The organism is Nocardioides plantarum (assembly GCF_006346395.1).
GTDB lineage: Bacteria > Actinomycetota > Actinomycetes > Propionibacteriales > Nocardioidaceae > Nocardioides > Nocardioides plantarum.
Genome location: NZ_VDMS01000004.1, coordinates 447985 through 472519 on the forward strand (window position 1 = coordinate 447985; position 24535 = coordinate 472519).

Genomic DNA, 24535 nt, shown 5'->3' on the forward strand with positions numbered 1-24535 from the left:
CGGAGGTTTCTCGGACGACCCCTCAGACCCTGACCTCGGGCTCGTCCGCCCCGGCGAGCACGTCCCGCTCGCCGAGCTTGACCCCGACCACCCCGAGCAGGATCAGCACTCCCCCGAGCAGCTGGACGGCGGCCGGCAGCTGGTCGAGCAGCAGCCACGCCCAGAGCACCCCGGCGACGACCTCGCTGAGGGCCACGAACGAGGCCAGCCGCGAGCCCAGCCGGCGCGCGGCGGCGATCCCGGTGACGTAGGCGATGGCCGCGGTGACCAGGCCGAGCGCCAGCATCGGCAGCCACCAGTCGACGCTCGTCCCGGCGTAGGCGACCTGGACCGACGTCGCGCGCATCGGCATCAGCCCCACGACGCCGAGCAGGGCCAGGGCCACGGCGCCGACGAGCAGGCCGCCGGCGGCCAGCGTGATCGGCGGCAGCCCGGTGGAGTCGTCGCCGTTGATGATGAAGTACGTCGCGCAGCCGACCATCGCCGTCAGGGCCCACAGCACGCCGGTGGTGCTGAGGTCGGCACCCGACAGCAGGTCGAGCACGAGAACGAGACCCAGGGCGCAGAGCGCCGCCCCGCCCAGGGTGACCGCACCGGGGCGCTGTCCGTGGCGCAGCCAGAACCAGACGACGACCGCGGCGGGCGCGGTGTACTCGATGAGGAGGGCGGGCCCGACCTCCATGTGCGCGACCGCGGAGAAGTAGCCGAACTGGGCGCCGGCGACGGCCAGCAGTCCGTAGAGGACGATCAGCCCGGCGTTGGCGCGCACGAGGTGCCATCGCCCGCCCAGCGCCCGCACGCCGAAGGGCACCACGACCAGGGCGCCGATGGCGATCCGGCACAGGACGACCGACCCGGCGGTCCAGCCGGCGTCGAGCAGCGGGCGGGCCAGGGCGCCGGAGAGCCCGAAGGTGACCGCCGAGGTGAGCGCCAGTGCGAGCCCGGACACGGCCGGCGTACGGCGGGAGGTCGAGCCGCCGGTCCGGGCGGCGTCATCAGCCAAAGAGGTCATGGCTCATGACCGTAGGTCCGGTGCTGTAATCTGTCAACGTGGTATTCGCCCATGACGTCGAGATGGCCCTGCAGGCTGCGGTCGTGCTCGCCAACAGCGCCCTCGAGCCAGTGACGATCAGCACCGTCGACGAGCTGTCGGACTTCTTCACCGCCTACGCCTACACCGGGCGTCACGACCGCGACGACGCCGAGCTCGGCGCCGTGCTCGCCCTGCGTGACGAGCTGCGCACCCTGCTCACCGCCGAGCGCGACGACGCCGTCACCCTGGTCAACCGGATGCTGGCCGAGGAGCGTGCGGTCCCCCGGCTCGAGCGCCACGACGAGTTCGACTGGCACCTCCACGCGGTCGCCCCCGACGCGACCTGGGCGGCACGCATCCGGGTCGAGACGGCGATGTCGATGATCGACGTCATCCGCGCCGACGAGATGTCCCGCCTCGGGGTCTGCGCCGACGACGACTGCGAGGGCGTCGTCCTCGACCTGTCCCGCAACCGGTCGCGGCGCTTCTGCTCCACCGCCTGCGGCAACCGCAACGCCGTCGCGGCCTACCGCGCCCGCCAGTCCGCGGGCTGAGCCGGCCCTCCCCGACCAGCCCCGACCAGCCCCGGTCAGCCGCCCGGGTGAGCCGGTCGCCGGGCGGTCTACCTAGCGTCGAGTCATGACCACCGTGAGCCGTACCTTCCTCGTCCAGCCCGAGCCTGCCGTCGTCATCGACTACCTCAAGGACTTCGCCCACGCCGAGGCATGGGACCCGGGCACGGAGAAGTGCACCCAGGAGTCGCCCGGCGAGATCCGCGTCGGCACCCGCTGGCACAACGTCTCCAAGATCGCCGGCGTGACCACCGAGCTGACCTACACCCTCGAGACCCTCACGCCCGGCCGGCTCGTCTTCCGGGGCGAGAACGACTCGGCCTCGACCACCGACACCATCACCGTGCAGGCCAAGGGCGGCGGCAGCGAGATCACCTATGACGCCGTGATCGAGCCCAAGGGTGCCGGCAAGCTCGGCGAGCCGCTGCTCAAGCTGCTCTTCGAGCGCATCGGCACCAAGACCGAGAAGCAGATGACCGAGGTCCTCGACGGCCTTCCTGCGTGACGCGTCGCCGCCGGGCACTCACCCCGGGAGGTGTCCGTCCCGGACGCGCGGCTCGACTACACAGGACCCATGGCTTCCACGATCGATCCTGACCAGGTCACCGCGATCCAGGCGGTCGTCGACCGCGTCTCCTCCTACCAGGACGGCGCCACCGAGGGCACGGTCGAGTCCGAGCTCCGCAAGGGCCTCGACGAGGCCGGCATCACGCTCGGCGACCACCAGGTCTCGGCCCTGGTCGCGGCGATCGAGGCCGACGCCGGTGACGCCGACGCCGGTGACGTCCTTGCCTGAGGCGTGGGTGGTGGTGCTGATCCTCGTGATCGGCATCCCGCTGGCCGCCTGGCTCGGCGTCCGCATGCTCCGCGACCCGCACCGCAAGGGCCACGGGCCCGACGGCAGCTGAGGATCGCCCGACGACCGGTCAGCAGAACCTGGGCGTGTACGACGGGCTGAGGTCGAGGTCGCGCAGGACGATCGGGTGGGTCCGGCCGTACCGGTCACAGCCCTTGTCGAAGTCGGCCCGGCGGTACTCCACCATGACCACCTGGCTGCCGTAGTAGCGCGCGTAGCGCCAGCACTCGGCGAACTCCGCGCACGACTCGGCCACCGCGAGGTCGAACCCGAGCCGGGTGCCGTCGAGGTCGGCGAGGTTCTTCTGGGCGGCGGCCAGTCCGGCCGAGTGCGCCTCGCGCACCAGCAGCCGGGCGAACGCGACGGCGTCGGCGCGCTCGATCAGCCACCGGGACCGCGTGTAGGAGTCGAGGTTGTCGAACTCCACGGCCTGGAAGCCGTGCTTGGCGCAGCCGGCGACCCATCGGCCCATGATCGAGGCGATCCGCTTGCGCTTGGCCGGGGTGCGGATGTCGAGCAGCCACTCCCCCCAGTTCTCGTCGACCACCGGCTTGCCGTTCTTGCGCAGCACCAGGTCGCGGTGGCTCCGGTGCTGCCAGAACCGCTTCTCGTTGGGCTGGGTCTGGAAGCCGTTGACGTAGCAGATGTTGTACTTCCCGCCGACCGAGCGCTCGGTGCGGTCGCGCGCCACGATGCCGACGTGCGCGGGCACCGAGTCCTCGCCGCCGAGCTGGTAGTCGGCGTCGGTGCCGCGCGGCATGGGCTCCACCCGGGCGTACGCCGTACCGCCTCCGATCGGGACGAGCAGCACGGACACGAGGAGCAGACCCAGGAGACGACGCACACCGCCACGGTACGCACCCGGTCGCACCGGCGGCTCGGCGGAGCCGCCGCTCAGCCGGTCACCGGCAGCAGCCCGAGGGCGACTCCCTCCTCGCGCAGCTCCTCTCGTACGTCGGGGTGCGCCGCGTGCTCGATCAGGTTGACGGCCTGGGTCGTCTGGTCACGGCCGAACATCTCCGCAACGCCCTGCTCGGTCACCACCGCGCTCATCTGGAACGACGTCACCGGCTCCTCCACCATCGGCACGATGGTCGACACGTCGGCCCGCGGGTGCCAGGAGCGCAGCGCGATGACGGCCTGTCCGCCCGGGCTGTGCAGTGCACCGACGATGAAGTCGGTCTGCCCGCCGAAGCCGGAGTGGATGCGCGCCCGGATCCGCGAGGCGTTGGCCTGCCCGAACAGGTCGACCTGCAGAGCCGTGTTGACGCTCACCATCGCCGGGTTGGCGGCGATGCGCGCGGGGTCGTTGGTGACCTCGGTGCGCACCATCCGGATCCGCTCGTTGCCGTCGACCCAGTCGAGCAGCTCGTCGGAGCCGAACAGGAACGAGGCGACGACCGGGGCCGACCGGTCCAGGGCGCCCGCCTTCTCCAGGGCCAGGACGGAGTCGGAGAACATCTCCGTCCACACCTTCAGCCCCCGCCGCCCCACGAGCCCGTGCATCGTTGCGTCGGGCACCGCACCGATCCCCGCCTGCAGCGTGGCGCCGTCCGGGACCCGCTCGGCCACCAGCGCCCCGATCGCCGCCGCCGCCTCGTCGACCGGGACGTGCACCGGGACCGGCAGCGGCTCGTCGGCCTCGACGAGCACGTCGACGAGGTCGAGGTCGACCTCGGCGTCGCCGAACGTCCAGGGCAGCCGGTCGTTGACCTGGGCCACGACCAGGCCGCCGCGCCGTCGTACGGCGTCGACGGCGGCCGGCAGCACGTTGACCTCGATGCCGAGCGACACCCGTCCGCCGCGGGGCCGCGTCGTGTGCAGCAGCACCAGGTCGGGCACCTGGGTCGTGCTCAGCAGGAGCGGCACCAACGACAGCCGCGACGGCACGTAGCTCAACCGCGGGCTCCCCCGCATGCCCGGACCCACGAACGACGTCTCGAGGACGACGCCCGCCCGGTCCGGCAGCCCGCGCTGACCGTTGAGCGCCCAGAGCCGGTAGGAGTCGAGCGCGGCGTCGACCAGCGACAGCGTGTGCCACGGCGTCGCGTGGTTGCCGCTCACCAGCACGCGGGGGTCCGGCGGCAGGCGACGCAGCGCCGTGGTCAGGTCCATGGCACCCATGACACCAGCCGCACCCCGCCACCGACGCAGCGAGGGTGCCACCCACCGGGCGGCACCCTCGCTGTGCGTCGGTGAATCGGCTGGATCAGCGCTTGAGCGTCGCCAGGATCCTCTTCTCGCCGCCACCCTTGAGCGTGACGGTGAGGTTGGCGCGCAGGCTGGGCTGCTTGGCCAGCGCGGCCTTGGCCCGTGCCGACAGCCGGATCACGACGTTCGACGTGCGCCCACCGGCGACGTCGATGCGTCCCAGGCCGAGCAGCTTGCCGCCGGCCCGCAGCTCGACGGGACCCACGCAGCGCACCCCGGCGGGCACGCACTCGATCTTGATCCGGCCGGTGCTGCGGTCGGCCACGGCGTCGACGACCTTGGACCGGACCTTGATCGCGGGGCGCGGCGCGGCCTTGACCACCAGGCGAGCGGTGCCGGACCCGGCGGCGACCGAGGCGCTGCCGGCGTACGTCGCCATGAAGGTGTGCGTGGCCGCGCCGGCGTAGGGCCCGACCGTGAAGGTGGCCTTGCCGCTCCTGAGGGTCCCGGTCGCGAGGACCCGGCCGTTGTCGCGCAGGGTGACCGCGCCGGCGGGCGTGGTGCCGTCCGCGGCGACGGTGACGGTGACGGCGGCCCGCTGGCCGACCTGCACCGTGCCGGGGCTGGCCACGACGGTGACCGTCGAGGCGACCGGCTCGGGGTCCGGCACCGCCGTCACGCTCAGCGAGCCGGTGCCGGTCGAGCCGGCCACGGTGTCGTCGCCGTCGTACGTCGCGGTGTAGGTGCGGGTGCCGGGGCTGGAGAACGGCCCGTCCTCGAACGACACGGTGCCGTCGACCAGGTTGCCCGATCCGACGAACACGCCGCTCTCGCGCAGGGTCACCTTGCCGGTGGGCGTGGCGCCCTCGGCCGAGACCGCGACGGTGATCGTCGCGGACCCGCCGACCTGCACGCTGCCGGGCGCCGCCGTGACGGTCACCACGGAGGCGATCGTCTGCGGGTCAGCGGCGGTCACCGTCAGCGAGCCGGTGCCGGTCGAGCCGGCCACGTCGTCGTTGCCCAGGTACGTCGCGGTGTAGGTGCGGACGCCGGCGCTCGCGTACGGCCCGACCTGGAAGGTGGCGGTGCCGTCGTTCAGGTCGGCCGACCCGATCACCTCGTCACCCGCGCGCACGCTGACCTGTCCGGTGGGCGTGATGCCCGGGGCCGCGACCCGCACCGTGAGGATCGAGGACGACCCGACCGGCACGGTGCTGGGCGCTGCCGAGACGGTGACCGTGGACTCGACGGGGTCGGGGTTCGCGACCACGACCAGCGAGCCGGTGCCGGTCGAGCCCGCCACGGCGGTGTCACCGGCGTAGGTGGCGCTGAGCGGGTGGTCGCCCGCCGCGGTGTAGGGGCCGACCTGGAAGGTCGCGCTGCCGTCGGTCAGGGGGCCGGAGCCGACGACCACGGGGCCGTCGTACAGGGTCACGTCGCCGGTAGGCGTGGCGCCGGGTGCGGCGACCTGGACGGTGACCGCCGAGGGCTCGCCGACGGCGACCGAGGCGGGTGTGGCGGACACGGTGACGGTGGAGTCGACGCGGACCGGGGCCCCGACGGTGAACTCGTCGAAGCGAGCGGTCTCCGCGCCGGTGCCGTTGAACGCGCCGAGCCCGACGTAGGGGCTGGTGAGGCCCTCGGTGCCGTACTCCGCACCGATCACGGTCCAGGTGGCGCCGTCGTCGAGCGAGTAGGAACCGCGCAGACGACCGGCGTCGGCCCACAGGCGCAGCCGGACGTCGTCCTGGGCACCGGTGGGCAGGGCGGCGGAGTCGGCGTACTGGTGCTTGCCGTCGGTGACCTTGCCGAGCTCGACGGTCCAGCCGTCGGCCGGCGTGCGCATCACCATGATCTTGGCGAAGTTGGCGGCGTTGCCCCACAGGACCAGCCCGGCCTGGAGGTAGTTGTCGGTGCCGTCGAGGGAGACGGCGGTCTCGGTCATCCAGGCATCGGTGGTCGGCGCCGGCTGCAGGACGACGTTGCGCGCGTTGGCGACGCCGCCGCTCAGGTCACCGTCGCGGGCGTCGATCTCGAGGGCACCGTCGGCGACGCGGTAGCCGTCCGCGGACTCGTTGAGGATCGTCGTCCACCGGCAGCGGTCGAGCTCGTCGCCGTCGAAGGCGTCGTCGGCCACGATCGTCTCGTCGCACGTCGGCGGCACCGGGGCACCCACGTCGAGGTGGTCGATGTTGACGTTGCCGTCGTCACCGGGGGCGAAGCGGATCGCGACCTCGTTGGCGCCGGCACGCAGCGGCAGGGAGAGGGGGAACTCGCCCCAGTCCTTCCAGGTGTCGAACCCCGGCAGGATGATCGGCTGGGAGGCCCCGTTGACGACCAGGGTCACCCGCTTCGCACCGTTGAACGGGTTGGGTCCGGCTCCGTAGCGCAGCACGGCGGGGCTCTCCCCGGCCTCGTCGGCCGGTACGGCGAACGTCGTGGTCGCCCCCTCGTTCCAGTAGCCACCGACGAAGCCGGTGCCGGTGAACCCGGCGTGCTCCGTCGACACCGCGGCGCCGTTGGTGAGCGCCGCGTCCTCGGCCTGGTAGCGGGTGCCGATCTGCGGGACGACCTTGAGGCGGTCGAGGTTGAGGCTGCCGCTGTCGGCTGCGTTGCGCCGCAGCTCGACGACGTTGGCGCCGTCGGTCAGGTCGATGCGGGTCGGCAGGGTCCCGTAGTTGGCCCAGCCGCCCGTGCCGGGCAGCGTGAGCTGGCGCTCGGTGCCGTTGACCACCAGCGTCAGCGTCTTGGTGCCGCCGCCGTTGGCGTAGCGGACGTCGAGGTCGTACGTCGCGGTCGCGGCGGCGGTGACCGTGGTGAGCACGCTGTTGCCGGTGGCCCCGAACCCGCCCACGTAGCCCGTGCCGCTGTACCCGGCGTGCTCGGTCTGCTTCGTGACGCCCGTCAGGACCTGGTCCTCGGCCTCGTAGACGGTCCCGACCGCGGCGCGCTCGTGGCCGGCACCCGAGTCGGCAGCAGAGGCCGACGCCGCGGAGGCGGTCTGGACGGCCCCGACGCCGAGGGTCAGGGCGAGCCCGGCGGCGAGCAGGTGGCGCGCACGGCGCCCTCGCGGTGCGCGCGTGCTGAGGGTTGAGGACACGGAGACTTCCTTCCGGAGGTGGTGACGACGATCACACGACGCCCCATGATGGGGCCGACTCCGGGACTTTTGTCTGCGAATGCGACAAAACAATGCAACTGGTCTAGCGGAAGTGTCTCGACGGGCACCGCACAGCGCGGGCGGCCGTGCCCACCGACGCAACAAGGCCCGATCTGCATCTCTGCAGATCGGGCCTTGTGTCTTGTAGCGGGGGTAGGATTTGAACCTACGACCTCTGGGTTATGAGCCCAGCGAGCTACCGAGCTGCTCCACCCCGCGCCGGTGAACAGAACGTTACCGGACGGGCTCGGTGGGACTCAAATCGGGGTGCCCCACCGGGCCCGTCGGCCGGGCCCGGTCAGCCCGCGGGGGTCTCCGTGGCCCCGGCGGACGGCTCGTCGCTGGGAGTGGCGGACGGTGTCTCGGTCGGCACCTCGTCCCCCGGTTCCCCGCCGTCGATCCGCGCCCGGAAGGCCGCGACGTCCTCGAGCGCGGCCTGGGCCTTGTCGATCTCGGCCAGGTAGGTCTCGAACTTGCCGGCGTCGCGGGCGGTGTCGGCATCCTTGAAGGCCTGGATGGCGACGTCGAGCGCGGCGTCGAGCTGCTGCTGGAGCGTCTGCCCGCCCGACGGCGGGTTGCCCGGTTCGTTCGAGGGCGGCGGAGTGGCCCCGGGGTCGGTGCCGGCGAACGTGTTGCGGATCGCCGCCTCCAGATTGGTCCCGAAGCCGATGTAGCGGTCGGTGTTGCCGTACTTGACCAGGACGTAGCGCAGCTCGGGATAGCTGGTCGTGTCGGCCTGCTTGTTCTGCGCGTAGACCGGCTGGACGTACATGATCGAGCTGCCGACCGGGAACGTGAGCATGTTGCCGAAGGTGACCTTGGCGTTGATCTGCAGCGACGTCAGCGTGTCGTTGATGCCGTCGTCGTTGGCGAAGTCGTTGGCCACCTGGCCCGGGCCCGAGGTCTGGTCGCTCTCGGAGTCCTTGTTGGCGTTGCTCAGCTCCCGGACCTCGAAGCGGCCGTAGTCGTCGCTGGTCGCGTCGGAGTTGACCGACACGACCGAGGCCAGGTTGCCACGCTTGTACGGCACGTAGACCGAGGTGAGGGCGAAGTCCTGGGCCTGGTCTCCGTCGATGAACAGCCGGTACGGCGCCTGGAAGCGGCTGGTGACCTCAGGGTCGCGGGCCACCTCCCACCGGTCGTTGTTGGCGTACCAGTCCCCCGCGTCGGTGACGTGGTAGCGGGCGTACTGGTAGCGCTGCACCTTGAAGAGGTCCTCGGGGTAGCGCAGGTGCTCGCGCAGGCCCTCGGGCATCTGGTCGGCGTCCAGGACGCTGCCGGGGAAGACCTCGCGCCACGCCTGCAGGATCGGGTCGTTCTCGTCCCACGCGTAGAGCGTGACCTCGCCGGTGTAGGCGTCCACGGTCGCCTTGACGGCGTTGCGGATGTAGTTGACCTCGTCGGTCGGCACGGTCTGCAGGCCGGTGTTGACCTGCAGGGCATCGTCGATCATCGACTCGAACGACTCGCGCTGCGCGTTGGGGTAGCGGTCGGTCGTCGTGTAGCCGTCGAGGACCCACAGGATGCGCCCCTTCTTGCCGTCCTGCCCCGGCACGATCACCGGGTAGGCGTCGGAGTCGACGGTCAGCCAGGGGGCGACCTTCTCGACGCGCTCCTGTGGCTTGCGCTCGAACAGCACCTTGGAGTCGCCGTTGACGCGACCCGAGAGCAGGAAGTTGGGCTCCCCGAACTTGAGCGCGAACATCAGCTGGTTGAACGTGCTGCCGACCGAGGCGTCGCCGTCGGCGCCGTACGTCGTCCGCTCGCCGAGGTCGGAGCCCGGCACCGGGAGGTTGAGCTCGACGTTGTTGTCGCCGCCGACCACCGAGTAGTCGGGGCTCTGCTCGCCGTAGTAGATGCGCGACTCGTAGTCGCCGAGCTCGGCGGTGAGGTCGTCCTGCCCGCCGAGCCCCTGGGCCCACTGCGGCTGGCCCGACTCGTTGGAGTTGGAGGCGCCCGAGACGTCGTCGCCGCTGTCGCGCTGGTTGGCGTAGGCCGCGATGATGCCGTTGCCGTGGGTGTAGACGGTGTGCAGGTTGGACCAGTTGCGGGCATCGGAGGCCAGCGAGCTCTGCTGGAGCTCTCGGGCCCCGAGCACGAGCGCGCGCTGGGTGCCGTCGACCTCGTAGCGGTCGACGTCGAGCACCGGGGGGACCGAGTAGTAGCCGAGACGCTGCTGGAGGTTCTCGAACGCCGGGGACAGCAGCTTGGGGTCGACCGACGGGACCGAGCTCGTGTCGGAGATCAGCTGCTCGATCCCAGGGTTGGCGTTGGTCGGCGAGAACGGCTCGGTCTCGACGTCGCCGATGTCGTAGGCCTGACGGGTCGCGTCGATGTTGGCCTTGATGTAGGGCTCCTCCTTGTCGGCCTCGGACGGCTTGACCTGGAACTGCTGGACGACGGCCGGGAAGATCATCCCGATCAGCACCGCCGAGAGCGCCAGCAGCGCGAGACCGACCGACGGCAGCTGCCAGGTACGGCGCCACACGTTGAGGAAGAACAGCACCGCGCAGATCACGGCGACGGCCATCAGGATGTTCTTGGCCGGCAGCACGGCGTTCTCGCCCGTGTAGTTCATGCCGGTGAAGAGCCGGTTCTTCTGCGTCACCAGGTCGAAGCGGTCGAGGTAGTAGTCGACCCCCTTGGCCAGCACGAAGAGCCCGAGCAGCACCGAGAGCTGGGCCTGCGCCGAGCCCGAGAGCCGGTCGCGGGTGACCTGCAGCCGGATGCCGCCGTAGAGGTAGTGGGTGACGATCGCCGCGATCAGTGCCATCACCATCGTCGCCATCGTGAAGTCGACGACGAAGTGCCACCACGGCAGGTCGAAGAGGTAGAACCCGATGCTCTTGTCGAAGTAGGCGTCGGTGGCCTGGACGTCGGGGCCGTTGCGCCACAGCAGGTAGGTGCGCCAGTGGCTCAGGCCCGAGGCTCCGGCGAAAGCGCCCACGAGGACAACGATGCCGATCAGCAGCCAGGTGCGGATCGGGGTGACCACGTCGCGGTAGCGGTCGAGGTTGGACTGCTCGCGCGACGTCGGCCGGAACAGCGGCCGGAAACGGTAGGCGAGGTAGATGTTGAGCGCCACGGCCCCACCGAGCAGGACCCCGAACACCAGGAACAGCACGACCTTGGTCCAGAGCATCGTCGAGAAGACCTGCCCGTAGCCGGCCGACTGGTACCAGAGGCGGTCGGTGTAGATCTTGGCGAACGCGGTCAGGGCGAAGATCACGACCAGCAGCGCCACCGCGGTGATCACCAGGGCCCGGGAACGGCCACCGCCGGTGCGGGAGGGCGCGGTCGCCCGGGGGTCGTCGTCGAAGAGCTCGCTCACGGCGTCTCGTCCTTCTCGTGGTCGTCGTGCAGGTCGTCGGTCGGGTCGTCGGTCGGGTCGTCGGTGAGCGTGGCGCGGACCAGCTCGATCAGCCCCGGCACCAGGTCGAGGCCGCCGACGACCGAGGTGTCCTCGTCGTGGGCCCGCAGGCGCAGGGCGCAGTAGGTCGAGCCGGTGCGCGTCGCGCCGGCGACGATGCGCACCTCCTGACGGTCGGGGTGGTCGCGGGCGAACGCCTGGGCGGCCTCGACGTCGTCGGGCAGGTCGTCGTCGGACCCGGGCGGCAGCACCAGGCGCTCGACCATCACCGCGCAGCCGGTCACGGCCGGCGGCCAGACGATCGACTCCAGGACCTGCTCGAGGGGCCTCGCCGGGTCGAGGGCCTCCTGCTCGACCGCCGAGAGCGAGCCCTGCTCGGCCTCGGTGTCGAGGCCCATGGCGGCCGCGAGGGCCGGCTCCTGGGCCGCGAGGGCGGCGGTGTCGACCAGCGCGTAGAGGCGCGCGGGCTGGTCCCAGCCCTCGCCGGCGAGGTGCCGCTCGATCTCGATCACCGCACTGGCCAGCGCGGGGTCGGCGTCGAGGTCGCCCCAGCGCGGGTCGGCCGTCAGCACGTCCTCACCGGTCTCGAGCTCGGTCTCGGGCTCGGTCTCCGAGTCGGGCAGCAGGTCGGGGTCGGGGTCGCTCATCGCGCCGCCTTCTTCAGGATCTTGTCGGCGTCCTGGCAGGACGGGAGCGGGGCGTCCTCGTCGGCGGCGTACGCCTCGAGGGAGGTGCGGACGTCGTGCATCGTCTGGGCCATCATCAGGCGCATGTCGCCGTTGTCGGCGCCCAGCGCCTCGTCGCAGTTGTCGATCGGGACGATGAAGAGGTCGGCACCGTCCTCGCGGGCTCCGGCGATCTTCTGCTGGATCCCGCCGATCGGCCCGACGGTGCCGTCGGGCGCTATCTCGCCCGTGCCGGCGATCTCGTGGCCGCCGGTGAGGGACCCCTTGGTCAGCGTGTCGTAGACCGCCAGCGAGAAGATCAGTCCGGCGCTGGGCCCGCCGATCTGCGGGCTGATGTTGATCTTGACCTCGAACGGGAAGTCGTAGTCGGCGACCACGGGGGTGATGCCGATGAGCGTGCGGCCACCCTGGGCCACCGGGGTGATCGCGACGTCGCGATCCTTGCCGGAGCGGGTGATCCCGATGGTCAGGGGCTTGCCGGCCGGCCGGGTCGTGATCAGGTCCACGAGCTTGTCCGCGTCGTCGACCGACGTCCCGTCGACGGTGCGGATGACGTCGCCGACCTCGAGCACCTTGCTCGCCGGCAGGCCCTTGATCAGGGCACCCACCTGGATCACCTGGGGCACGTCGATGCCCATCTCGGACAGCGCCACCTCGATCGCCGCGTCCTGCGAGGTGGTCATCTGGACCTGTCCCTCTGCGCGACTCTTCTCCGGGGTGTCGTCCGGCTCGTGCACGTCGTCGTAGGGCAACACCGCGTTGTCGCCGTCGAACCACACGCCGAGCAGGCCGAAGAGGTTCTCGCCCTCGTCCCCTCCGGGCGGCGCGGGCGGCGAGACGCGCACCGTCGTCATCCGCAGCTGCCCGTCGTCGCGGTAGGTCTTGTGCCCGGCGACCTGGATGACCTCCGCTCCCCCGTTGTCGGGGTCCGAGCCCAGGACGTCGACCGTCGTGCCGGGCTGGTAGGTCGCGTAGGGCAACGGGTTGAGCAGCGCGTAGACGAACAGCGCGACGATCAACGGCGCCGCGACCAGGGCGGCGACCAGACGCTGACTCATGGGCCACAGCCTCTCATCCGACCCCAATCGATCCCGGACGGGTCGTGGCCGACGACACGCGACGACTCAGGAGGCGCGGCGCTGCTGCTCGGTCGGGACCACCGGGGTCGGGGCCGTGGCCGGGCGCGTGGCCGGGCGCGAGGGGCGGACGGCCACCCCGGTGCTGCGCTCACGGCGTGCCGGGGCGACGTACGACGGCAGCGGACGACGTCGGCTGCGCGACAGGACCCGGCGACGCGGGGACGGGTCGAGGGCCCGGGCCACGCGACGCAGCGCGACCTCGCGGTCGACCTCGCCACGGCCCTCGCGGCCGGCCCACCCGACCCAGAGCATCGCGACGACCGTCACGACGACCGTGGGCACGAGCCAGAGCAGGACCATCCCTCGAGGGTAGGTCGCGGCAGCGTCGTTCCCCGGGACGTCCTACGGCGTGCCGACCCACTCGTCGGTGCCGTCGGCGAACACCTGGTGCTTCCAGATCGGCACCTCGTTCTTGAGGGTGTCGATCAGGTCGCGCGAGGCCTCGAAGGCGGTGCCGCGGTGCGCGGCCGCCGTCCCGACGACGACGGCGAGGTCGCCGATCGACAGCAGCCCGACCCGGTGGATCGCCGAGACCCCGTGCACGTCGTGGCGCGCGGCCACCTGCTCGCAGACCTCGCGCAGCCGGTCCAGGGCGCTGGGGTGGGCGGAGTAGTCGAGCCCGCGGACCGCGCGACCACCATCGTGGTCGCGCACCTTGCCGACGAACAGGGTCACGCCACCGTCGACGTCCTCGTCGAGGCTGGCCAGGACGTCGTCGACGACGAGCGGGGTGTCGCGGATCTCGACGAGCCGGACGGGGCCGTGGGATCCGGTGCTGGAGGTCACGCTGGAGGTCACGTGGGCACCCTATGCGTGCGGCGTACCGTGGAGGCATGAGCGACAAGCCCGACGACGAGCAGCCCAACCCGTTCAAGGGCACGCCGTTCGAGCACCTCTTCGCCGGTGGGCAGGGTGGGCTCGGCGGCTTCGACCTCGGCAGCCTGGGGCTGGGCGGCCCGGGTGGGGGCGGCATGCCCGACCTCGGTGCCCTGTTCGGCCAGCTGCAGTCACTGATGCAGCCCTACGACGGCCCCCTCAACTGGGACGTGGCCGCCGACCTGGCCCGCAAGGGCGTGGCGCAGAGCCCCGACCCCACACCGAGCACCAAGCAGGCCGACGCCGTCGCCGACGCCGTCCGGCTGGCCGACCACTGGCTCGACGAGGCCACCGAGTTCCCCTCCGGCGTCGTCTCGAGCGCTGCGTGGAGCCGCGCCGAGTGGGTCGTCGGCACCCTCGACGTCTGGAAGGTCCTGGTCGAGCCCGTCGCCGAGCAGTCGGTCAACGGCCTCAGCGGCGCGCTGCCCCCCGAGGCCGCGGCCCAGGCCGGGCCGCTGATCGGCATCCTCGGCAAGGCCGTCGGCGCGATGCTCGCGACCCAGGTCGGATCCGGGCTGGGCGAGCTCGCCGGCGAGGTCCTCACGGCCTCCGACGTCGGGCTCCCCCTCGCCGCCCCGGGCAAGGCCGCCCTGGTCACTACCAACGTCACCGCGTTCGCCGAGGGACTCGGCCTCGACGAGGCCGACGTCCTGCTCTACCTGGCGCTGCGCGAGGCCGCCCACCACCGCCTCTTCAGCCACGTGCCGTGGTTGCGCGACCACCTCCTCGGTGCCGTGACCGACTACGCCCGCGGGGTCGAGATCAACCCCGAGAGCCTCCAGCGCCGGATGGAGGAGCAGCTGCGCGGCGTCGACCCGTCGAGCCCCGGGTCGATGCAGCAGATCCTCGAGGGCGGGCTGTTCGACCTGCCCCAGTCCCCCGCCCAGACCGCCGCGCTCGAGCGTCTCGAGATCGCCCTGGCCCTGGTGGAGGGCTGGGTCGACGAGGTCGTCGGCCAGGCCACGGCCCAGCGGATGCCCGCGGCCGCCAAGCTCCAGGAGGCCGTACGCCGCCGCCGCGCTGCCGGTGGTCCGGCCGAGCAGACCTTCGCCGCACTGGTCGGGCTCGAGCTCCGCCCGCGCCGGCTGCGCGACGCCTCGACCCTGTGGGCCTCGCTGCGTACCCGCCAGGGCACCGAGGCCCGCGACGGCGTCTGGCTGCACCCCCACCTGCTGCCGACCTCCGCCGACCTCGACGACCCGCTCGGGTTCCGCGAGGAGGCTGCCGCCCCCGTCGAGCTCGACGAGGACGCCTTCGACACCGAGCTGCGCAGGCTGCTCGACGGCGACGACCCGACCGACAAGACCGACGAGACCGGCAACCCTCCGGAGTGAGCCTGCACGCCGACGCGCTCGCCACCCTGCGAGCGTGGGCACCGCCGACTCCCGGCCAGGCCGCGCTGCGCGACCGCTACGTCACCCACCTGGAGTCCCACCCTGACGCGATGACCCGCGCCTGCCGGCCCGACCACCTCACCGCCAGCACCGTCGTGCTCTCCCACGACCGGTCCCACGTGCTGCTGACCCTGCACGCCAAGGCGCGCCGATGGTTCCAGCTCGGCGGGCACCCTGAGGTCGACGACCTCACGCTGGCCGGGGCGGCCCTGCGCGAGGCGACCGAGGAGTCGGGTCTGCCGAGCCTGCGGCTGCGACCCGCACCGGTCCACCTCGACGAGCACGCCGTCCCCTTCTGTGGTGGCGGCGGCCAGGCGGACGACGGGCCGGTCGTCCACCACCTCGACGTGCGGTTCGTCGCGGTCGCGCCGCCCGCCGCCGTACCGCAGGTGAGCGAGGAGTCGCTCGACGTCCGGTGGTGGCCGGTCGACGACCTGCCCGAACCCGACCTCGTCGAGCTGGTGGGGCTGGCCCGGCGCGCTCAGTCGCTGTCGGCGGGCTCGAACTCCGAGGGCGGCGTGATCTCCGCGGCCGCCGACCAGCCCAGCAGGTAGCCCTTGGCCCGCTCGGTGCGCGGGTAGCGGTCGACCCACGCCCAGAACCGGGCGTCGTGACCCGGCTCGATGAGGTGGGCCAGCTCGTGGACGATCACGTAGTCGACCACCCATCCCGGCATCGTCTTGAGCCGCTCCGACAGCCGGATCGTGCGATCGACCGGGGTGCAGGAGCCCCACCGCGTGTGCTGGTTGCTGACCCAGCGCACCGACCCCGGGGTCGCCAGTCCACCGAGGTGCTCGTCGCTGAGCCGCTGGGCCCGGAGGAGCAGGTCGTCGTCGGTGATCTCGGCCCTGGCCTCCGAGCGCGCGATGCGGGCCACCATCGTCGCGACCCACTCCGCCTCGTCGGCGGCGCTGAACGCCGCCGGGATGAGGACGACGATCCGCTCACCGTCGCGGTAGGCCGAGACGGTGCGCCGGCGCCGCTTGGAACGGCGCACCTCGACGTCGTCGGAGCCGGTCATGGGGTCAAACTAACTCGCGGCCCACTCCAGGAGTCGCTGACGCGGCCACGTGTTGACGATCCGGTCGGCCTCGATACCGGCATCCTCGGCGCGCTCGCACCCCAGGACCAGGAAGTCGAGCTGCCCCGGCGCATGGGCGTCGGAGTCGATCGAGAACAGGCACCCCGCGTCACGGGCCAGGGCGAGCAGGTCGTCCGGCGGGTCGCAGCGCTCGGGTCGCGCGTTGATCTCGACCGCGACGTCGTGCTCGGCGCACGCCTCGAACACCGCCCGGGCGTCGAACGTCGACTGCGCCCGGGTGCCCCGGTTGCCGGTGACCATCCGGCCGGTGCAGTGACCCAGCACGTTGGTCCGTGGGTTGGTGACCGCACCGATCATCCGTCGGGTCATGGGGGTGGCGTCCATCGCCAGCTTGGAGTGGACGCTGGCGACGCGGACGTCGAGACGGTCCAGCATCTCGTCGGTCTGGTCGAGCGAGCCGTCGTCGAGGATGTCGACCTCGATGCCACGCAGCAGGGCGAACCCGTCGCCGCCCGCGCCGCCGAGGTGCTGGTTGACGGCGTCGACGACGTCGAGCTGACGTCGCAGCCGCTCGACGCTCAGCCCGCGGGCGATCTTGAGGCGGGGCGAGTGGTCGGTGAGCACCAGGTAGTCGTGGCCGAGCTCGATGGCCGTCATCGCCATCTCCTCGATCGGCGACCCGCCGTCACTCCAGTCGGAGTGGGAGTGGCAGTCACCGCGCAGCGCGGCACGCAGCTCGGCGCCGCCGGCGGTGAGCGGGGCGGCGTGGGTGCTCTCCAGCTGCGCCAGCCGGTCCGGCAGCTCGCCGCGCACGGCGGACGCGATCACCGCGGCCGTGCTCGCCCCGACGCCGGGGACGTCGGTGAGCGAGCCGTCGTCCACCGCCCGGGCCACCGCGTCCTCGCCCAGGGGCAGGATCGCGGCGGCCGCGTTGCGGAAGGCCTTGACCTTGTAGGTGTCCTCACGGTGGCGCTCCAGCAGGAACGCGATCCGTCGCAGTGCGGCCACCGGGCCGGCGTCGTACTCGTCGGTCACGGGTGTCTGTCCTCCACAGGCAGTGGACGAGCATCGGTGCAGGTCACGGCGCTGGTAGCGGCTTGGAACGCGGCTCTTGTGCACACAGGTTCCACAGGCTGCCCCGGCGTGTCTCCACGGTTCTGCGCGTCATCCACAGCTTTGTCCACAACGTTGTCCACAGGGTCGGGTGGGCCGGGATTGACCACCCCTCGTGGCGACCCTACGGTGTGCCACAGACGGCCCCCGGGCCGGCGAGCGACACGCGCAAGGGGAAGGCACGTGTCGTGAGCCGGTGCGGGGGCCCTCCTCGTTCTCGGTGTCGCGCAGGTCGTGCGGTGACCGTCCCAGAAGGCCGACCGGGTGGCTGTCAGCGCCCCTCGAACCTCGGCGGCCGCTTCTCGCGGGCGGCCCGGATCCCCTCCTGCAGGTCCTCGGTGGCCAACGTCACCGGCTGGGCGAGGGCCTCCCACTGCAGGGCCGCCTCGAGCGAGGCGTGCCGCTGCCTCAGCGCCAGGGTGGTCAAGCGGCTGGCGACGGGCGCGGTCGCCGCGATGCCCGCGGCGGCCTCGAGCGCGGTGTCGAGCAGCGCCTCGGGCGCGACGACCCGCGAGACCAGGCCGAGGGCCAGGGCCTCATCGGCCTCGACCAGGCGGCCGGTCAGCAGCAGGTCGCGCGCGGCGGCCTCACCGACCACCTCGGGCAGCAGGTAGGTCCCGGCCATGCCCGGGTGCATGCCGAGCTTGAGGAACGGCACCCCCAGCATGGCCCCGCGCGCGGCGTACCGGAGGTCGAGCGCGAGGGGCAGGCACAACCCGGCACCGATCGCCGCCCCGTTGATGGCCGCGATGGTCGGCACCTCGAGGCGTCGTACGGACAACCAGGCGCGGTAGAACGGGAGCATCCGCGAGCGCAGGCGGTCGACGCTCGCGTCGGGCTCGCCGGCGATCCAGCTGGTGTCGCCTCCGGAGCAGAAGGCCCGGCCCTCGCCGGTCACGACGACCGCCCGCACGGACGGGTCCGCGGCCAGCTCGTCGATCGCGGCCACCCACGACTCGGTCATCTGCGGCGACATGGCGTTGCGCTGGTCGGGGTTGTCGAGGACCAGCAGCGCGACCCCGGCGGAGGGGCGTTCGAGGCGCAGGTGGGCGAGTTCGGGCATGCCGAGCACGATAACGGCGCGCCGGGCGCCTGCCGACGGGCCCCGACAGGGTGTCGTAGGGTCGAGACGGCCCCGCGGTGCGCGGGTCCCCGGGCGGGCTTCCCTGATGTCCCCCGCCGTGGCTACCCAGACAGATCAAGGGCAAGGAGGCCGTCATGGCGGAGACCTGGAGCGGTGAGTTCTACTGCGTGAAGTGCAAGGAGAAGCGCGAGGCGGAGGGCGAGGTCCGCGTCAACGACAAGGGCACCCGCATGGCCAAGGCCGTGTGCCCCGTGTGCAGCACCAACCTCAACCGGATCCTCGGCAAGGCCTGAGCCACACCGGATCTTCTCGCCGACCCGTCGCCTGCGCGGCGGGTCGGCGCGCTTTTCCCGCCGCCTGTGGATGACGCCGACGGGCCCCACGGTCACCGTGCGAGGGTCTCGAGATGGCCAGGACCCCGACCGCGGACACCCCCAGGCTCGCCCCGGGCGTGCACGTGGTCCCCCGCGACGACGACCACGTCCAGGTCGGGCTCGACCCGCCGGCCCGCGTGCTCGTACGCCGCCGCCCCGACCTGCTGGCCCTGCTCGACGACCTCGAGCGTGGCCGCCCGCCGTCGGTCACGACCCACGAGGCGGTCACGACCCTGGCCGCCCTGCGTCGCGCCGGTCTGCTCGTCGACACCCAGGACCCACCACCCTCGTCGTCCCGATCACCGCGCGTGACCGGGACCGTCACCCTGGTCGACCTCGGGCTCGGGCTCGACCCGCTGCGGGCCCTGCTCGCGCGCAGCGGGGTCCGCCCCGCGGCCGGCGGCCACCCGCCCGACCTGTTCGTGCTGGGCAGCCCGCGTCCGGTGTCGCGCTCCAGCCTCGACGGCTGGATCGGCGAGGGCGCGCCACACCTGCTGCTGGCCGGCACGGGCAGCCCCGGCAGCCTGCGGCTGGGTCCGCTCGTCGAGCCCGGCACCACCGCCTGCCAGCGGTGCGTCGACGCCGCCGAGGCCGCGCGCGACCCGCGCCGTACGCTGGTCGTCGAGCAGCTCGCGGCGTTGCCGGCGCGACCGCTCGACCCGGCCCTGGTGTCGCTCGCTCTCGCCTGGGCGGCACGCGAGGTCGTGACGTTCCTCGACGGTCGGCGCCCGCTGACCTGGTCGGGCACGGTCGACCTCGACGGCATCGCCCCCGTCGTCCGCACGTGGCAGCGACATCCGCACTGCGGCTGCGCCTGGGACGTGCTCCCCTACTGACGGCCTTGCCTCGGCTACCAGTGCTCCGAGTCGAGCTTGCCCTCCATCGCCCGCAGGTGCCGGCGCGAGCAGGCGTCGCAGTAGCGCCGGAACCGCTGGTGCTCGGTGCTGGTGGTCCAGGACAGCGCATCGGCCTCCTCGGCCTGGAGGCCGCACAGGTCGCAGGTCACGGTCATCTCGACAGGCTACGGACCCCACCCACCACGACCGGGAAGGCCGGGCCCGACGGGTGTCGGGCCCGGCCTTCCGGTCGGTCGTACCTGTGTAGTTGTGGTGCGTCCACCCGCGATCATGGGTGTTCCGGAGGTGACGGCTCCGAAGGTCCTACAGAACGCGAGCGAGGGCGAGGCGGGCCTGCTGCGCGGCGCGCTCGGCCTTGCGGCTCAAGCGCCTGGCGCGGGCGAGCTGGTGGCCCGCACGCAGCTGCTGCGCCTCTCCCAGGCGCGCGTCCATATGGGCGCGCGCGAGGTCTTCGTGCATGGTGTTCACGGTGGTGCTCCGATTCGGTTCGGTGGTCTGGATGGGGGTGCTGGTGGCGCCGGCCACGACGGTCTGGCTCATGCGACGGCGTCCTTGCGGGGTCGGCCTCGGGGTCGCTTGCGGGGGATGACGGTTCCCTGGAGGAACAGCTCACCGCCCCACACGCCCCACGGCTCGCGCCGCTCGAGTGCGCCGCCGAGGCAGACCTGCCGCACGGGGCAGTCCTGGCACAGGGCCTTGGCGAACTCGACGTCGGCCGGGAGCTCGGCGAACCAGAGCTCGGGGTCGTTGCCCCGGCACGGGAGCAGGGTCTCGTCGACCGCCCCGAACCGGTCGGCCTCGTCGTGCAGGTAGCCGAGGCTGGGGCCGGCGCTGGCCTGGAACTCGACCAGCTTGCCGTCGCTGCGCTGGAGAACGCTGGTAGTCATCGAGTCACCTCTTTCTTGTTCGATCGCGGATGGTGCTGAGGGGTGGTGCTGGTGGTGCTGGGTGCTGCAGGTCATCTCCTGGCTTCCTGTGCGGTGCTGCTCGAAAGCGTCGTGGGAAACAGAAAGGCCGCGGATCCCGGTGTTCGGGTTCCGCGGCCTGGAGGCAGCTCATCTGTTGGTGCTCAACAGATCGGCGGACTCCAGGCGGGGTAACCCGGGACGTAGGCGGCGATAGCCACGTGTCCCTTGGCAGCCAGGTCCTTGCGGTTGCGGACATCCGCACCATCGGTCGTCGAGAGACCGGTGGCCGGGATCCACGTGGTGCGCGCCTCGGTGAGGACGCCGAAGCAGGACTGGCCGTCGAAGGACATGCCAAAGCCGGACGCGGGTCGAACGCTGCTCGGGGCGAGCGTGCTCGGCGTCTGGATGTTCTGGGTGATCTCCATCAGGGGCCACCTCCTTCGGATCTTCTGGCGCGGGCCTTGTCAGGGCCCTGGTGCGCGGACTGGTTGTTGACGGGGACGCTACGCGGTCCCCGATGTAAGGAGCAAACTATTTTATGACCTATTTCTCCGATCCGGTCGAAATGAGGTACCTCAGTCCTCGGAGAGCAACGCCAGCACGTCCTCGCCGTAGCGGTCGAGCTTGTCGGGACCGATGCCGCTGATCGCCAGCAGCGCCTTCGGGGACGAGGGCCTGAGCTCGGCGACCGCCTCGAGCGTGGCGTTGCTGAAGACCATGAACGGGGCGATCTCCTCGGCGCGCGACCGCTCCAGGCGCCAGCCACGCAGCCGCTCGAAGAGGGCCTCGTCGTAGGGCGCCGGGCAGTCGGTGCAGCGCCGGCGGGCCTTGTCGGTGCCGGAGAGGGGCTTGCCGCACTCGACGCAGGTGCGGGCTCCGCGGGAGCCCTTGGCCTTGGCGGGCGCGCGGTCCGCGTCGGGCAGCAGCGGGTCGAGGAAGCGCGAGGGCTTGCGGCGGGCGGCCTGCCCGGGGTTGCGCGCCTGAGCCCACGACAGGGCGAGGTCGACGCGCGCGCGGGTCATCCCGACGTAGAGCAGGCGGCGCTCTTCCTCGATCGCGGCCGGCGTCTGGGCGTAGGTGATCGGCAGGGTGCCGTCCTGGAGACCGACGAGGAAGACGGAGTCCCACTCCAGGCCCTTGGCAGCATGGAAGGTCGCGATCGTGACGCCCTCGGCGACCGGCGCGTGCTGCTCGGACGCCCGGCGGTCGAGGTCGTCGACGAACGAGCCGAGGTCGCGGCTCGGAGCCTCGGCGGCGTGGGCCTCGGCCTGGCTGACGATCGCCTGCCAGGACTCCCAGCGGTCGCGGGTCTGACCGCGGGCCTCGGGCGGGTCGGGGGTCCAGCCCTGGCCCGCGAGGGTGTCGCGCACCAGGTCGACCCAGGTGTCGCCGTCGGCGGGGTTGACTCCCCCGCGCGCCGCACCGCGCAGGCGGGTCACGGCCTCGCGGACCTCGGGCCGGTCGAAGAAGCGCGCCGCCCCGCGGATGACGTAGGGGATGGTGGCCGAGGTCAGGGCCTCCTCGTAGGCCTCGGACTGGGCGTTGATGCGGAACAGGATCGCTATCTCGGCCAGCGGCCGCCCGGCCGCGCGCTGGCGGGCGATCTCGCGCGCCACGGCGCTCGCCTCGGCGACCTCGTCGGGGTGGCCGTGGTAGCTCACCGCGGACCCGGCCGGGCGCTGGGCCCGCAGCTCGACGCTCGTCGAGCCGGTGCCGGCCAGCAGGGTGTTGGCCGCGGTGACGACCTGCGGGGTCGAGCGGTAGTTGCGCACCAGCTCGACCGAGGTGGTGCCCGGGTGCTTGACCGGGAAGTCGCGCAGGTAGTCGGCGTTGGCGCCGGCGAAGGAGTAGATCGTCTGGGCGGGATCACCGACCACGCAGATCTCGTCGCGTCCCCCGAGCCAGAGGTCGAGCAGGGCCGACTGGAGCGGCGAGACGTCCTGGAACTCGTCGACGACGAACCACTTGTACTGGCGGCGTACCTGGGCCGCGACCCGCTCGTCCTCGGCGAGCAGGCCAGCGGTGAGGAGCAGGACGTCCTCCATGTCCATGCGGCCCTGGGCGCGCTTGACGTCCTCGTAGGCGGTGATCATCCGGCCCACCACCTCGGGCTCGACCTTGGACACGGAGCGACCGCGCGCCACGGCGATCGCCGCGTAGTCGTCGGGACGGACGTTGCTGACCTTGGCCCACTCGATCTCGGAGGCGAGGTCGCGCAGCATCGCCTGGTCGGGCCGCAGTCGCAGCGTGCGGGCCGCAGCCACCACCATGGAGATCTTGGACGCCGTCAGCTCCGGCAGCTCGGTGCCGTGGGTGTGCGGCCAGAAGTAGCGCAACTGGCGCAGGGCGGCGGAGTGGAAGGTGCGGGCCTGGACCGTCGGCGCGCCGAGCGAGCGCAGCCGGCCCCGCATCTCGCCGGCGGCCCGCGTCGTGAACGTGACGGCCAGGACCTCGGTCGGGGCGTAGACCCCGGTCGCGACGCCGTGGGCGATGCGGTGGGTGATGGCCCGGGTCTTGCCGGTCCCCGCGCCGGCGAGCACCCGGACCGGGCCACGCAGGGTCTCGGCCACAGCACGCTGCTCGGGGTCGAGCGCGGAGAGGAGATCGGCGGCAGCCATGGTGGAACAACACTCCCGGGCAGGTGGTTGGATCGGACGACACCCGACCCTAGACGTCCGAGGGGACACTTCAGCGATGAGCAGCTTCACGATGTACACGACGCCCTGGTGCGGCTACTGCCACCGGCTCAAGAGCCAGCTCGACCGGGAGGGGATCGCCTACGACATCGTCGACATCGAGCAGGTGCCCGAGGCCGTCACGATCGTCGAGACCGCCAACAACGGCAACCAGACCGTGCCGACGCTCGTCTACTCCGACGGCACCGCCCAGACCAACCCGTCGCTGGCCCAGGTCAAGGACAAGGTCGCCTCGCTGGCCGGTTGAGCCCTGCTCGGGGCCCGCTCACCACGAGCCCGGCAGCGGGCCGCCGTACCAGTGCTCGATGAGCGAGCGACTGATCGAGACGCCGCCGGGGAGCACGAGGGTGCCCGCGGCTGCCTGCTCGCGCATCTCGGCGCGGGTGAGCCAGCGGGCGTCCTCGATCTCGTCCTCGTCGATGTGGATATCGGTCGTCAGCGCGCGACCGAGGAACCCCAGCATCAGGCTCTGCGGCAGCGGCCACGGCTGGTTGCCGAAGTAGGTCACCTCGCCGACGGTGATGCCGGCCTCCTCGGCGACCTCGCGGCGTACGGCGTCCTCGAGGGTCTCGCCGGGCTCGCAGAACCCGGCGAGCGTCGAGAAGCGACCCGCCGGCCACTGCGGCGAGCGACCCAGCAGGCAGCGCTCGTCGTCGCTCCCGGGCTCTCCCGTGGCGACCAGCATGATGACCGCCGGGTCGGTACGCGGGAACTGGGTGCGCCCGCACTGCGTGCACCGCAGCTCGTGGCCCGCGGCGGTCGCGGCGAGCGCGCCTCCACAGCGCGGGCAGTGCCGGGTCGCCCAGTGCCACTCCGCCAGACCGAGCGCGTGGAACACCAGCGGCGCGTCGACGACGCCGTCGCCGGCCAGGCCCGGCAGCAGCCCGCGCAACGGGTACCACTCCCCCTCCTGCGAGGCCGCCACCTCGGGTCCGGTGATGACCGCCCAGTGGGTCGTGCCGTCACGCTCGCCGAGCAGCACGCGGAGGCCGTCGGGCGCCTCGCCCGGGGCCACCCACGGCAGCGTCCCCTCGACCGGCCGCACGAGGGTCCCGGACACCACGAGGACCCGGGACCGGTCGTCGTCCCAGCGTTCGGCCAGCCAGGCCTCGTCCTTGCGGTGGACCCCGAGCCGGTCGTGGGTCCCGGCGGTCAGCAGCAGGTGCGGGTGGTTCACCCCACGAGCCTAGATCGCGCCCGGACCTCGCCGTTAGGGCACCCGGA

At 72.2% G+C, this 24535-nt stretch carries 26 protein-coding genes and 1 tRNA gene; 8 read left to right on the forward strand and 19 right to left on the reverse strand.

Annotated elements, in window-relative coordinates; genetic code table 11:
* Positions 1–22 precede the first annotated feature (22 nt).
* Entirely contained in the window at positions 23–1012 is a 990-nt protein-coding gene (locus FJQ56_RS18315; protein WP_140011020.1) for an EamA family transporter, read from the reverse strand.
* A 38-nt stretch (positions 1013–1050) separates the two neighbouring features.
* Between FJQ56_RS18315 and FJQ56_RS18320 the strand changes: the two genes are divergently transcribed.
* The 3 genes from FJQ56_RS18320 (at position 1051) to FJQ56_RS18330 (ending at position 2401) form a co-directional block, all read left to right on the forward strand.
* Complete coding sequence (locus FJQ56_RS18320) at positions 1051–1587, forward strand: CGNR zinc finger domain-containing protein (protein WP_211351156.1); 537 nt, start codon at positions 1051–1053, stop codon at positions 1585–1587.
* An 85-nt stretch (positions 1588–1672) separates the two neighbouring features.
* A complete protein-coding gene (locus FJQ56_RS18325; RefSeq protein WP_140011021.1) occupies positions 1673–2110 on the forward strand; it encodes an SRPBCC family protein in 438 nt (145 codons plus the stop codon).
* Positions 2111–2179: 69 nt separating this feature from the next.
* A complete protein-coding gene (locus FJQ56_RS18330) occupies positions 2180–2401 on the forward strand; it encodes a hypothetical protein (protein ID WP_140011022.1) in 222 nt (73 codons plus the stop codon).
* A 130-nt stretch (positions 2402–2531) separates the two neighbouring features.
* On the opposite strand, the gene FJQ56_RS18335 is transcribed toward FJQ56_RS18330, so the two are convergent.
* From FJQ56_RS18335 to FJQ56_RS18375, 9 genes are all read right to left on the reverse strand, one after another.
* Complete coding sequence (locus tag FJQ56_RS18335) at positions 2532–3305, reverse strand: endo alpha-1,4 polygalactosaminidase (protein WP_140011023.1); 774 nt, start codon at positions 3303–3305, stop codon at positions 2532–2534.
* Positions 3306–3355: 50 nt separating this feature from the next.
* Positions 3356–4576 carry an acetyl-CoA hydrolase/transferase C-terminal domain-containing protein gene (locus FJQ56_RS18340; protein ID WP_140011024.1) on the reverse strand — a complete coding sequence of 407 codons (1221 nt, stop codon included), beginning with the start codon at positions 4574–4576 and terminating at the stop codon, positions 3356–3358.
* Positions 4577–4670: 94 nt separating this feature from the next.
* Positions 4671–7712, reverse strand: coding sequence for an Ig-like domain repeat protein (locus FJQ56_RS18345; protein WP_140011025.1), 3042 nt, complete (start codon positions 7710–7712; stop codon positions 4671–4673).
* 205 nt (positions 7713–7917) lie between these two features.
* Positions 7918–7991, reverse strand: a tRNA-Met gene (locus FJQ56_RS18350).
* Between the two features lie 79 nt (positions 7992–8070).
* A complete protein-coding gene (locus FJQ56_RS18355; RefSeq protein ID WP_140011026.1) occupies positions 8071–11103 on the reverse strand; it encodes a UPF0182 family membrane protein in 3033 nt (1010 codons plus the stop codon).
* A complete protein-coding gene (locus FJQ56_RS18360; protein ID WP_246084239.1) occupies positions 11100–11789 on the reverse strand; it encodes a PPA1309 family protein in 690 nt (229 codons plus the stop codon). The genes FJQ56_RS18355 and FJQ56_RS18360 overlap by 4 nt, the downstream gene beginning before the upstream one ends.
* Positions 11786–12886, reverse strand: coding sequence for a YlbL family protein (locus tag FJQ56_RS18365; protein WP_140011027.1), 1101 nt, complete (start codon positions 12884–12886; stop codon positions 11786–11788). The genes FJQ56_RS18360 and FJQ56_RS18365 overlap by 4 nt, the downstream gene beginning before the upstream one ends.
* Positions 12887–12952: 66 nt before the next feature.
* On the reverse strand, positions 12953–13267 hold the full coding sequence (locus tag FJQ56_RS18370) for a hypothetical protein (RefSeq protein ID WP_140011028.1): 315 nt from the start codon (positions 13265–13267) through the stop codon (positions 12953–12955).
* Positions 13268–13309: 42 nt separating this feature from the next.
* Positions 13310–13765: a molybdenum cofactor biosynthesis protein MoaE gene (locus FJQ56_RS18375; protein ID WP_140011029.1), complete on the reverse strand. Its 456-nt coding sequence runs from the start codon at positions 13763–13765 to the stop codon at positions 13310–13312.
* A gap of 35 nt (positions 13766–13800) precedes the next feature.
* Here FJQ56_RS18375 and FJQ56_RS18380 point away from each other — a divergent pair, with 35 nt between their 5' ends.
* Both FJQ56_RS18380 and FJQ56_RS18385 read left to right on the forward strand, forming a co-directional pair.
* Complete coding sequence (locus tag FJQ56_RS18380; RefSeq protein ID WP_140011030.1) at positions 13801–15177, forward strand: zinc-dependent metalloprotease; 1377 nt, start codon at positions 13801–13803, stop codon at positions 15175–15177.
* Positions 15174–15791 carry an NUDIX hydrolase gene (locus tag FJQ56_RS18385; RefSeq protein WP_140011031.1) on the forward strand — a complete coding sequence of 206 codons (618 nt, stop codon included), beginning with the start codon at positions 15174–15176 and terminating at the stop codon, positions 15789–15791. Before FJQ56_RS18380 ends, FJQ56_RS18385 begins: the two co-directional genes overlap by 4 nt.
* Here the strand turns inward: FJQ56_RS18385 and FJQ56_RS18390 are convergent.
* The 3 genes from FJQ56_RS18390 to FJQ56_RS18400 form a co-directional block, all read right to left on the reverse strand.
* On the reverse strand, positions 15719–16258 hold the full coding sequence (locus FJQ56_RS18390) for a M48 metallopeptidase family protein (RefSeq protein WP_140011032.1): 540 nt from the start codon (positions 16256–16258) through the stop codon (positions 15719–15721). The genes FJQ56_RS18385 and FJQ56_RS18390 overlap by 73 nt on opposite strands.
* 9 nt (positions 16259–16267) lie before the next feature.
* Entirely contained in the window at positions 16268–17314 is a 1047-nt protein-coding gene (locus tag FJQ56_RS18395) for a PHP domain-containing protein (RefSeq protein ID WP_140011033.1), read from the reverse strand.
* A gap of 349 nt (positions 17315–17663) precedes the next feature.
* Positions 17664–18455, reverse strand: coding sequence for an enoyl-CoA hydratase/isomerase family protein (locus tag FJQ56_RS18400; RefSeq protein WP_140011034.1), 792 nt, complete (start codon positions 18453–18455; stop codon positions 17664–17666).
* Between the two features lie 155 nt (positions 18456–18610).
* Here FJQ56_RS18400 and FJQ56_RS22260 point away from each other — a divergent pair, with 155 nt between their 5' ends.
* Together FJQ56_RS22260 and FJQ56_RS18405 are read left to right on the forward strand one after the other, a co-directional pair.
* Complete coding sequence (locus FJQ56_RS22260) at positions 18611–18769, forward strand: DUF5679 domain-containing protein (protein ID WP_091026547.1); 159 nt, start codon at positions 18611–18613, stop codon at positions 18767–18769.
* A gap of 113 nt (positions 18770–18882) precedes the next feature.
* A complete protein-coding gene (locus tag FJQ56_RS18405) occupies positions 18883–19686 on the forward strand; it encodes a hypothetical protein (protein WP_140011035.1) in 804 nt (267 codons plus the stop codon).
* Between the two features lie 14 nt (positions 19687–19700).
* Here the strand turns inward: FJQ56_RS18405 and FJQ56_RS22265 are convergent, their stop codons facing one another.
* The 5 genes from FJQ56_RS22265 to FJQ56_RS18425 form a co-directional block, all read right to left on the reverse strand.
* Entirely contained in the window at positions 19701–19862 is a 162-nt protein-coding gene (locus FJQ56_RS22265) for a hypothetical protein (RefSeq protein ID WP_170215464.1), read from the reverse strand.
* A gap of 148 nt (positions 19863–20010) precedes the next feature.
* Complete coding sequence (locus tag FJQ56_RS18410; RefSeq protein ID WP_140011036.1) at positions 20011–20247, reverse strand: hypothetical protein; 237 nt, start codon at positions 20245–20247, stop codon at positions 20011–20013.
* Positions 20244–20594 carry a WhiB family transcriptional regulator gene (locus FJQ56_RS18415; RefSeq protein WP_140011037.1) on the reverse strand — a complete coding sequence of 117 codons (351 nt, stop codon included), beginning with the start codon at positions 20592–20594 and terminating at the stop codon, positions 20244–20246. The genes FJQ56_RS18410 and FJQ56_RS18415 overlap by 4 nt, the downstream gene beginning before the upstream one ends.
* 182 nt (positions 20595–20776) lie before the next feature.
* A complete protein-coding gene (locus FJQ56_RS18420) occupies positions 20777–21040 on the reverse strand; it encodes a hypothetical protein (RefSeq protein ID WP_140011038.1) in 264 nt (87 codons plus the stop codon).
* Between the two features lie 150 nt (positions 21041–21190).
* Complete coding sequence (locus FJQ56_RS18425) at positions 21191–23233, reverse strand: ATP-dependent helicase (protein ID WP_140011039.1); 2043 nt, start codon at positions 23231–23233, stop codon at positions 21191–21193.
* A gap of 76 nt (positions 23234–23309) precedes the next feature.
* On the opposite strand from FJQ56_RS18425, the gene FJQ56_RS18430 reads away from it, so the two are divergent.
* A complete protein-coding gene (locus FJQ56_RS18430; RefSeq protein WP_140011040.1) occupies positions 23310–23558 on the forward strand; it encodes a mycoredoxin in 249 nt (82 codons plus the stop codon).
* Between the two features lie 18 nt (positions 23559–23576).
* On the opposite strand, the gene nudC is transcribed toward FJQ56_RS18430, so the two are convergent.
* Positions 23577–24488, reverse strand: coding sequence for an NAD(+) diphosphatase (gene nudC, locus FJQ56_RS18435; protein ID WP_140011041.1), 912 nt, complete (start codon positions 24486–24488; stop codon positions 23577–23579).
* Positions 24489–24535: the final 47 nt, after the last annotated feature.

What these genes read in the sequence shown, in the direction of transcription:
- FJQ56_RS18370 (WP_140011028.1), bottom strand. Translation starts at nt 13,267, where the DNA reads ATGGTCCTGCTCTGGCTCGTGCCCACGGTCGTCGTGACGGTCGTCGCG.
- FJQ56_RS18410 (WP_140011036.1), bottom strand. Translation starts at nt 20,247, where the DNA reads ATGAGCCAGACCGTCGTGGCCGGCGCCACCAGCACCCCCATCCAGACC.
- FJQ56_RS18405 (WP_140011035.1), top strand. Translation starts at nt 18,883, where the DNA reads ATGGCCAGGACCCCGACCGCGGACACCCCCAGGCTCGCCCCGGGCGTG.
- FJQ56_RS18390 (WP_140011032.1), bottom strand. Translation starts at nt 16,258, where the DNA reads ATGACCGGCTCCGACGACGTCGAGGTGCGCCGTTCCAAGCGGCGCCGG.
- FJQ56_RS18315 (WP_140011020.1), bottom strand. Translation starts at nt 1,012, where the DNA reads ATGACCTCTTTGGCTGATGACGCCGCCCGGACCGGCGGCTCGACCTCC.
- FJQ56_RS18360 (WP_246084239.1), bottom strand. Translation starts at nt 11,789, where the DNA reads ATGAGCGACCCCGACCCCGACCTGCTGCCCGACTCGGAGACCGAGCCC.
- FJQ56_RS18325 (WP_140011021.1), top strand. Translation starts at nt 1,673, where the DNA reads ATGACCACCGTGAGCCGTACCTTCCTCGTCCAGCCCGAGCCTGCCGTC.
- FJQ56_RS18365 (WP_140011027.1), bottom strand. Translation starts at nt 12,886, where the DNA reads ATGAGTCAGCGTCTGGTCGCCGCCCTGGTCGCGGCGCCGTTGATCGTC.
- FJQ56_RS18380 (WP_140011030.1), top strand. Translation starts at nt 13,801, where the DNA reads ATGAGCGACAAGCCCGACGACGAGCAGCCCAACCCGTTCAAGGGCACG.
- FJQ56_RS22265 (WP_170215464.1), bottom strand. Translation starts at nt 19,862, where the DNA reads ATGACCGTGACCTGCGACCTGTGCGGCCTCCAGGCCGAGGAGGCCGAT.
- FJQ56_RS18425 (WP_140011039.1), bottom strand. Translation starts at nt 23,233, where the DNA reads ATGGCTGCCGCCGATCTCCTCTCCGCGCTCGACCCCGAGCAGCGTGCT.
- FJQ56_RS18340 (WP_140011024.1), bottom strand. Translation starts at nt 4,576, where the DNA reads ATGGACCTGACCACGGCGCTGCGTCGCCTGCCGCCGGACCCCCGCGTG.
- FJQ56_RS18415 (WP_140011037.1), bottom strand. Translation starts at nt 20,594, where the DNA reads ATGACTACCAGCGTTCTCCAGCGCAGCGACGGCAAGCTGGTCGAGTTC.
- FJQ56_RS18420 (WP_140011038.1), bottom strand. Translation starts at nt 21,040, where the DNA reads ATGGAGATCACCCAGAACATCCAGACGCCGAGCACGCTCGCCCCGAGC.
- FJQ56_RS18430 (WP_140011040.1), top strand. Translation starts at nt 23,310, where the DNA reads ATGAGCAGCTTCACGATGTACACGACGCCCTGGTGCGGCTACTGCCAC.
- FJQ56_RS18330 (WP_140011022.1), top strand. Translation starts at nt 2,180, where the DNA reads ATGGCTTCCACGATCGATCCTGACCAGGTCACCGCGATCCAGGCGGTC.
- FJQ56_RS22260 (WP_091026547.1), top strand. Translation starts at nt 18,611, where the DNA reads ATGGCGGAGACCTGGAGCGGTGAGTTCTACTGCGTGAAGTGCAAGGAG.
- FJQ56_RS18400 (WP_140011034.1), bottom strand. Translation starts at nt 18,455, where the DNA reads ATGCCCGAACTCGCCCACCTGCGCCTCGAACGCCCCTCCGCCGGGGTC.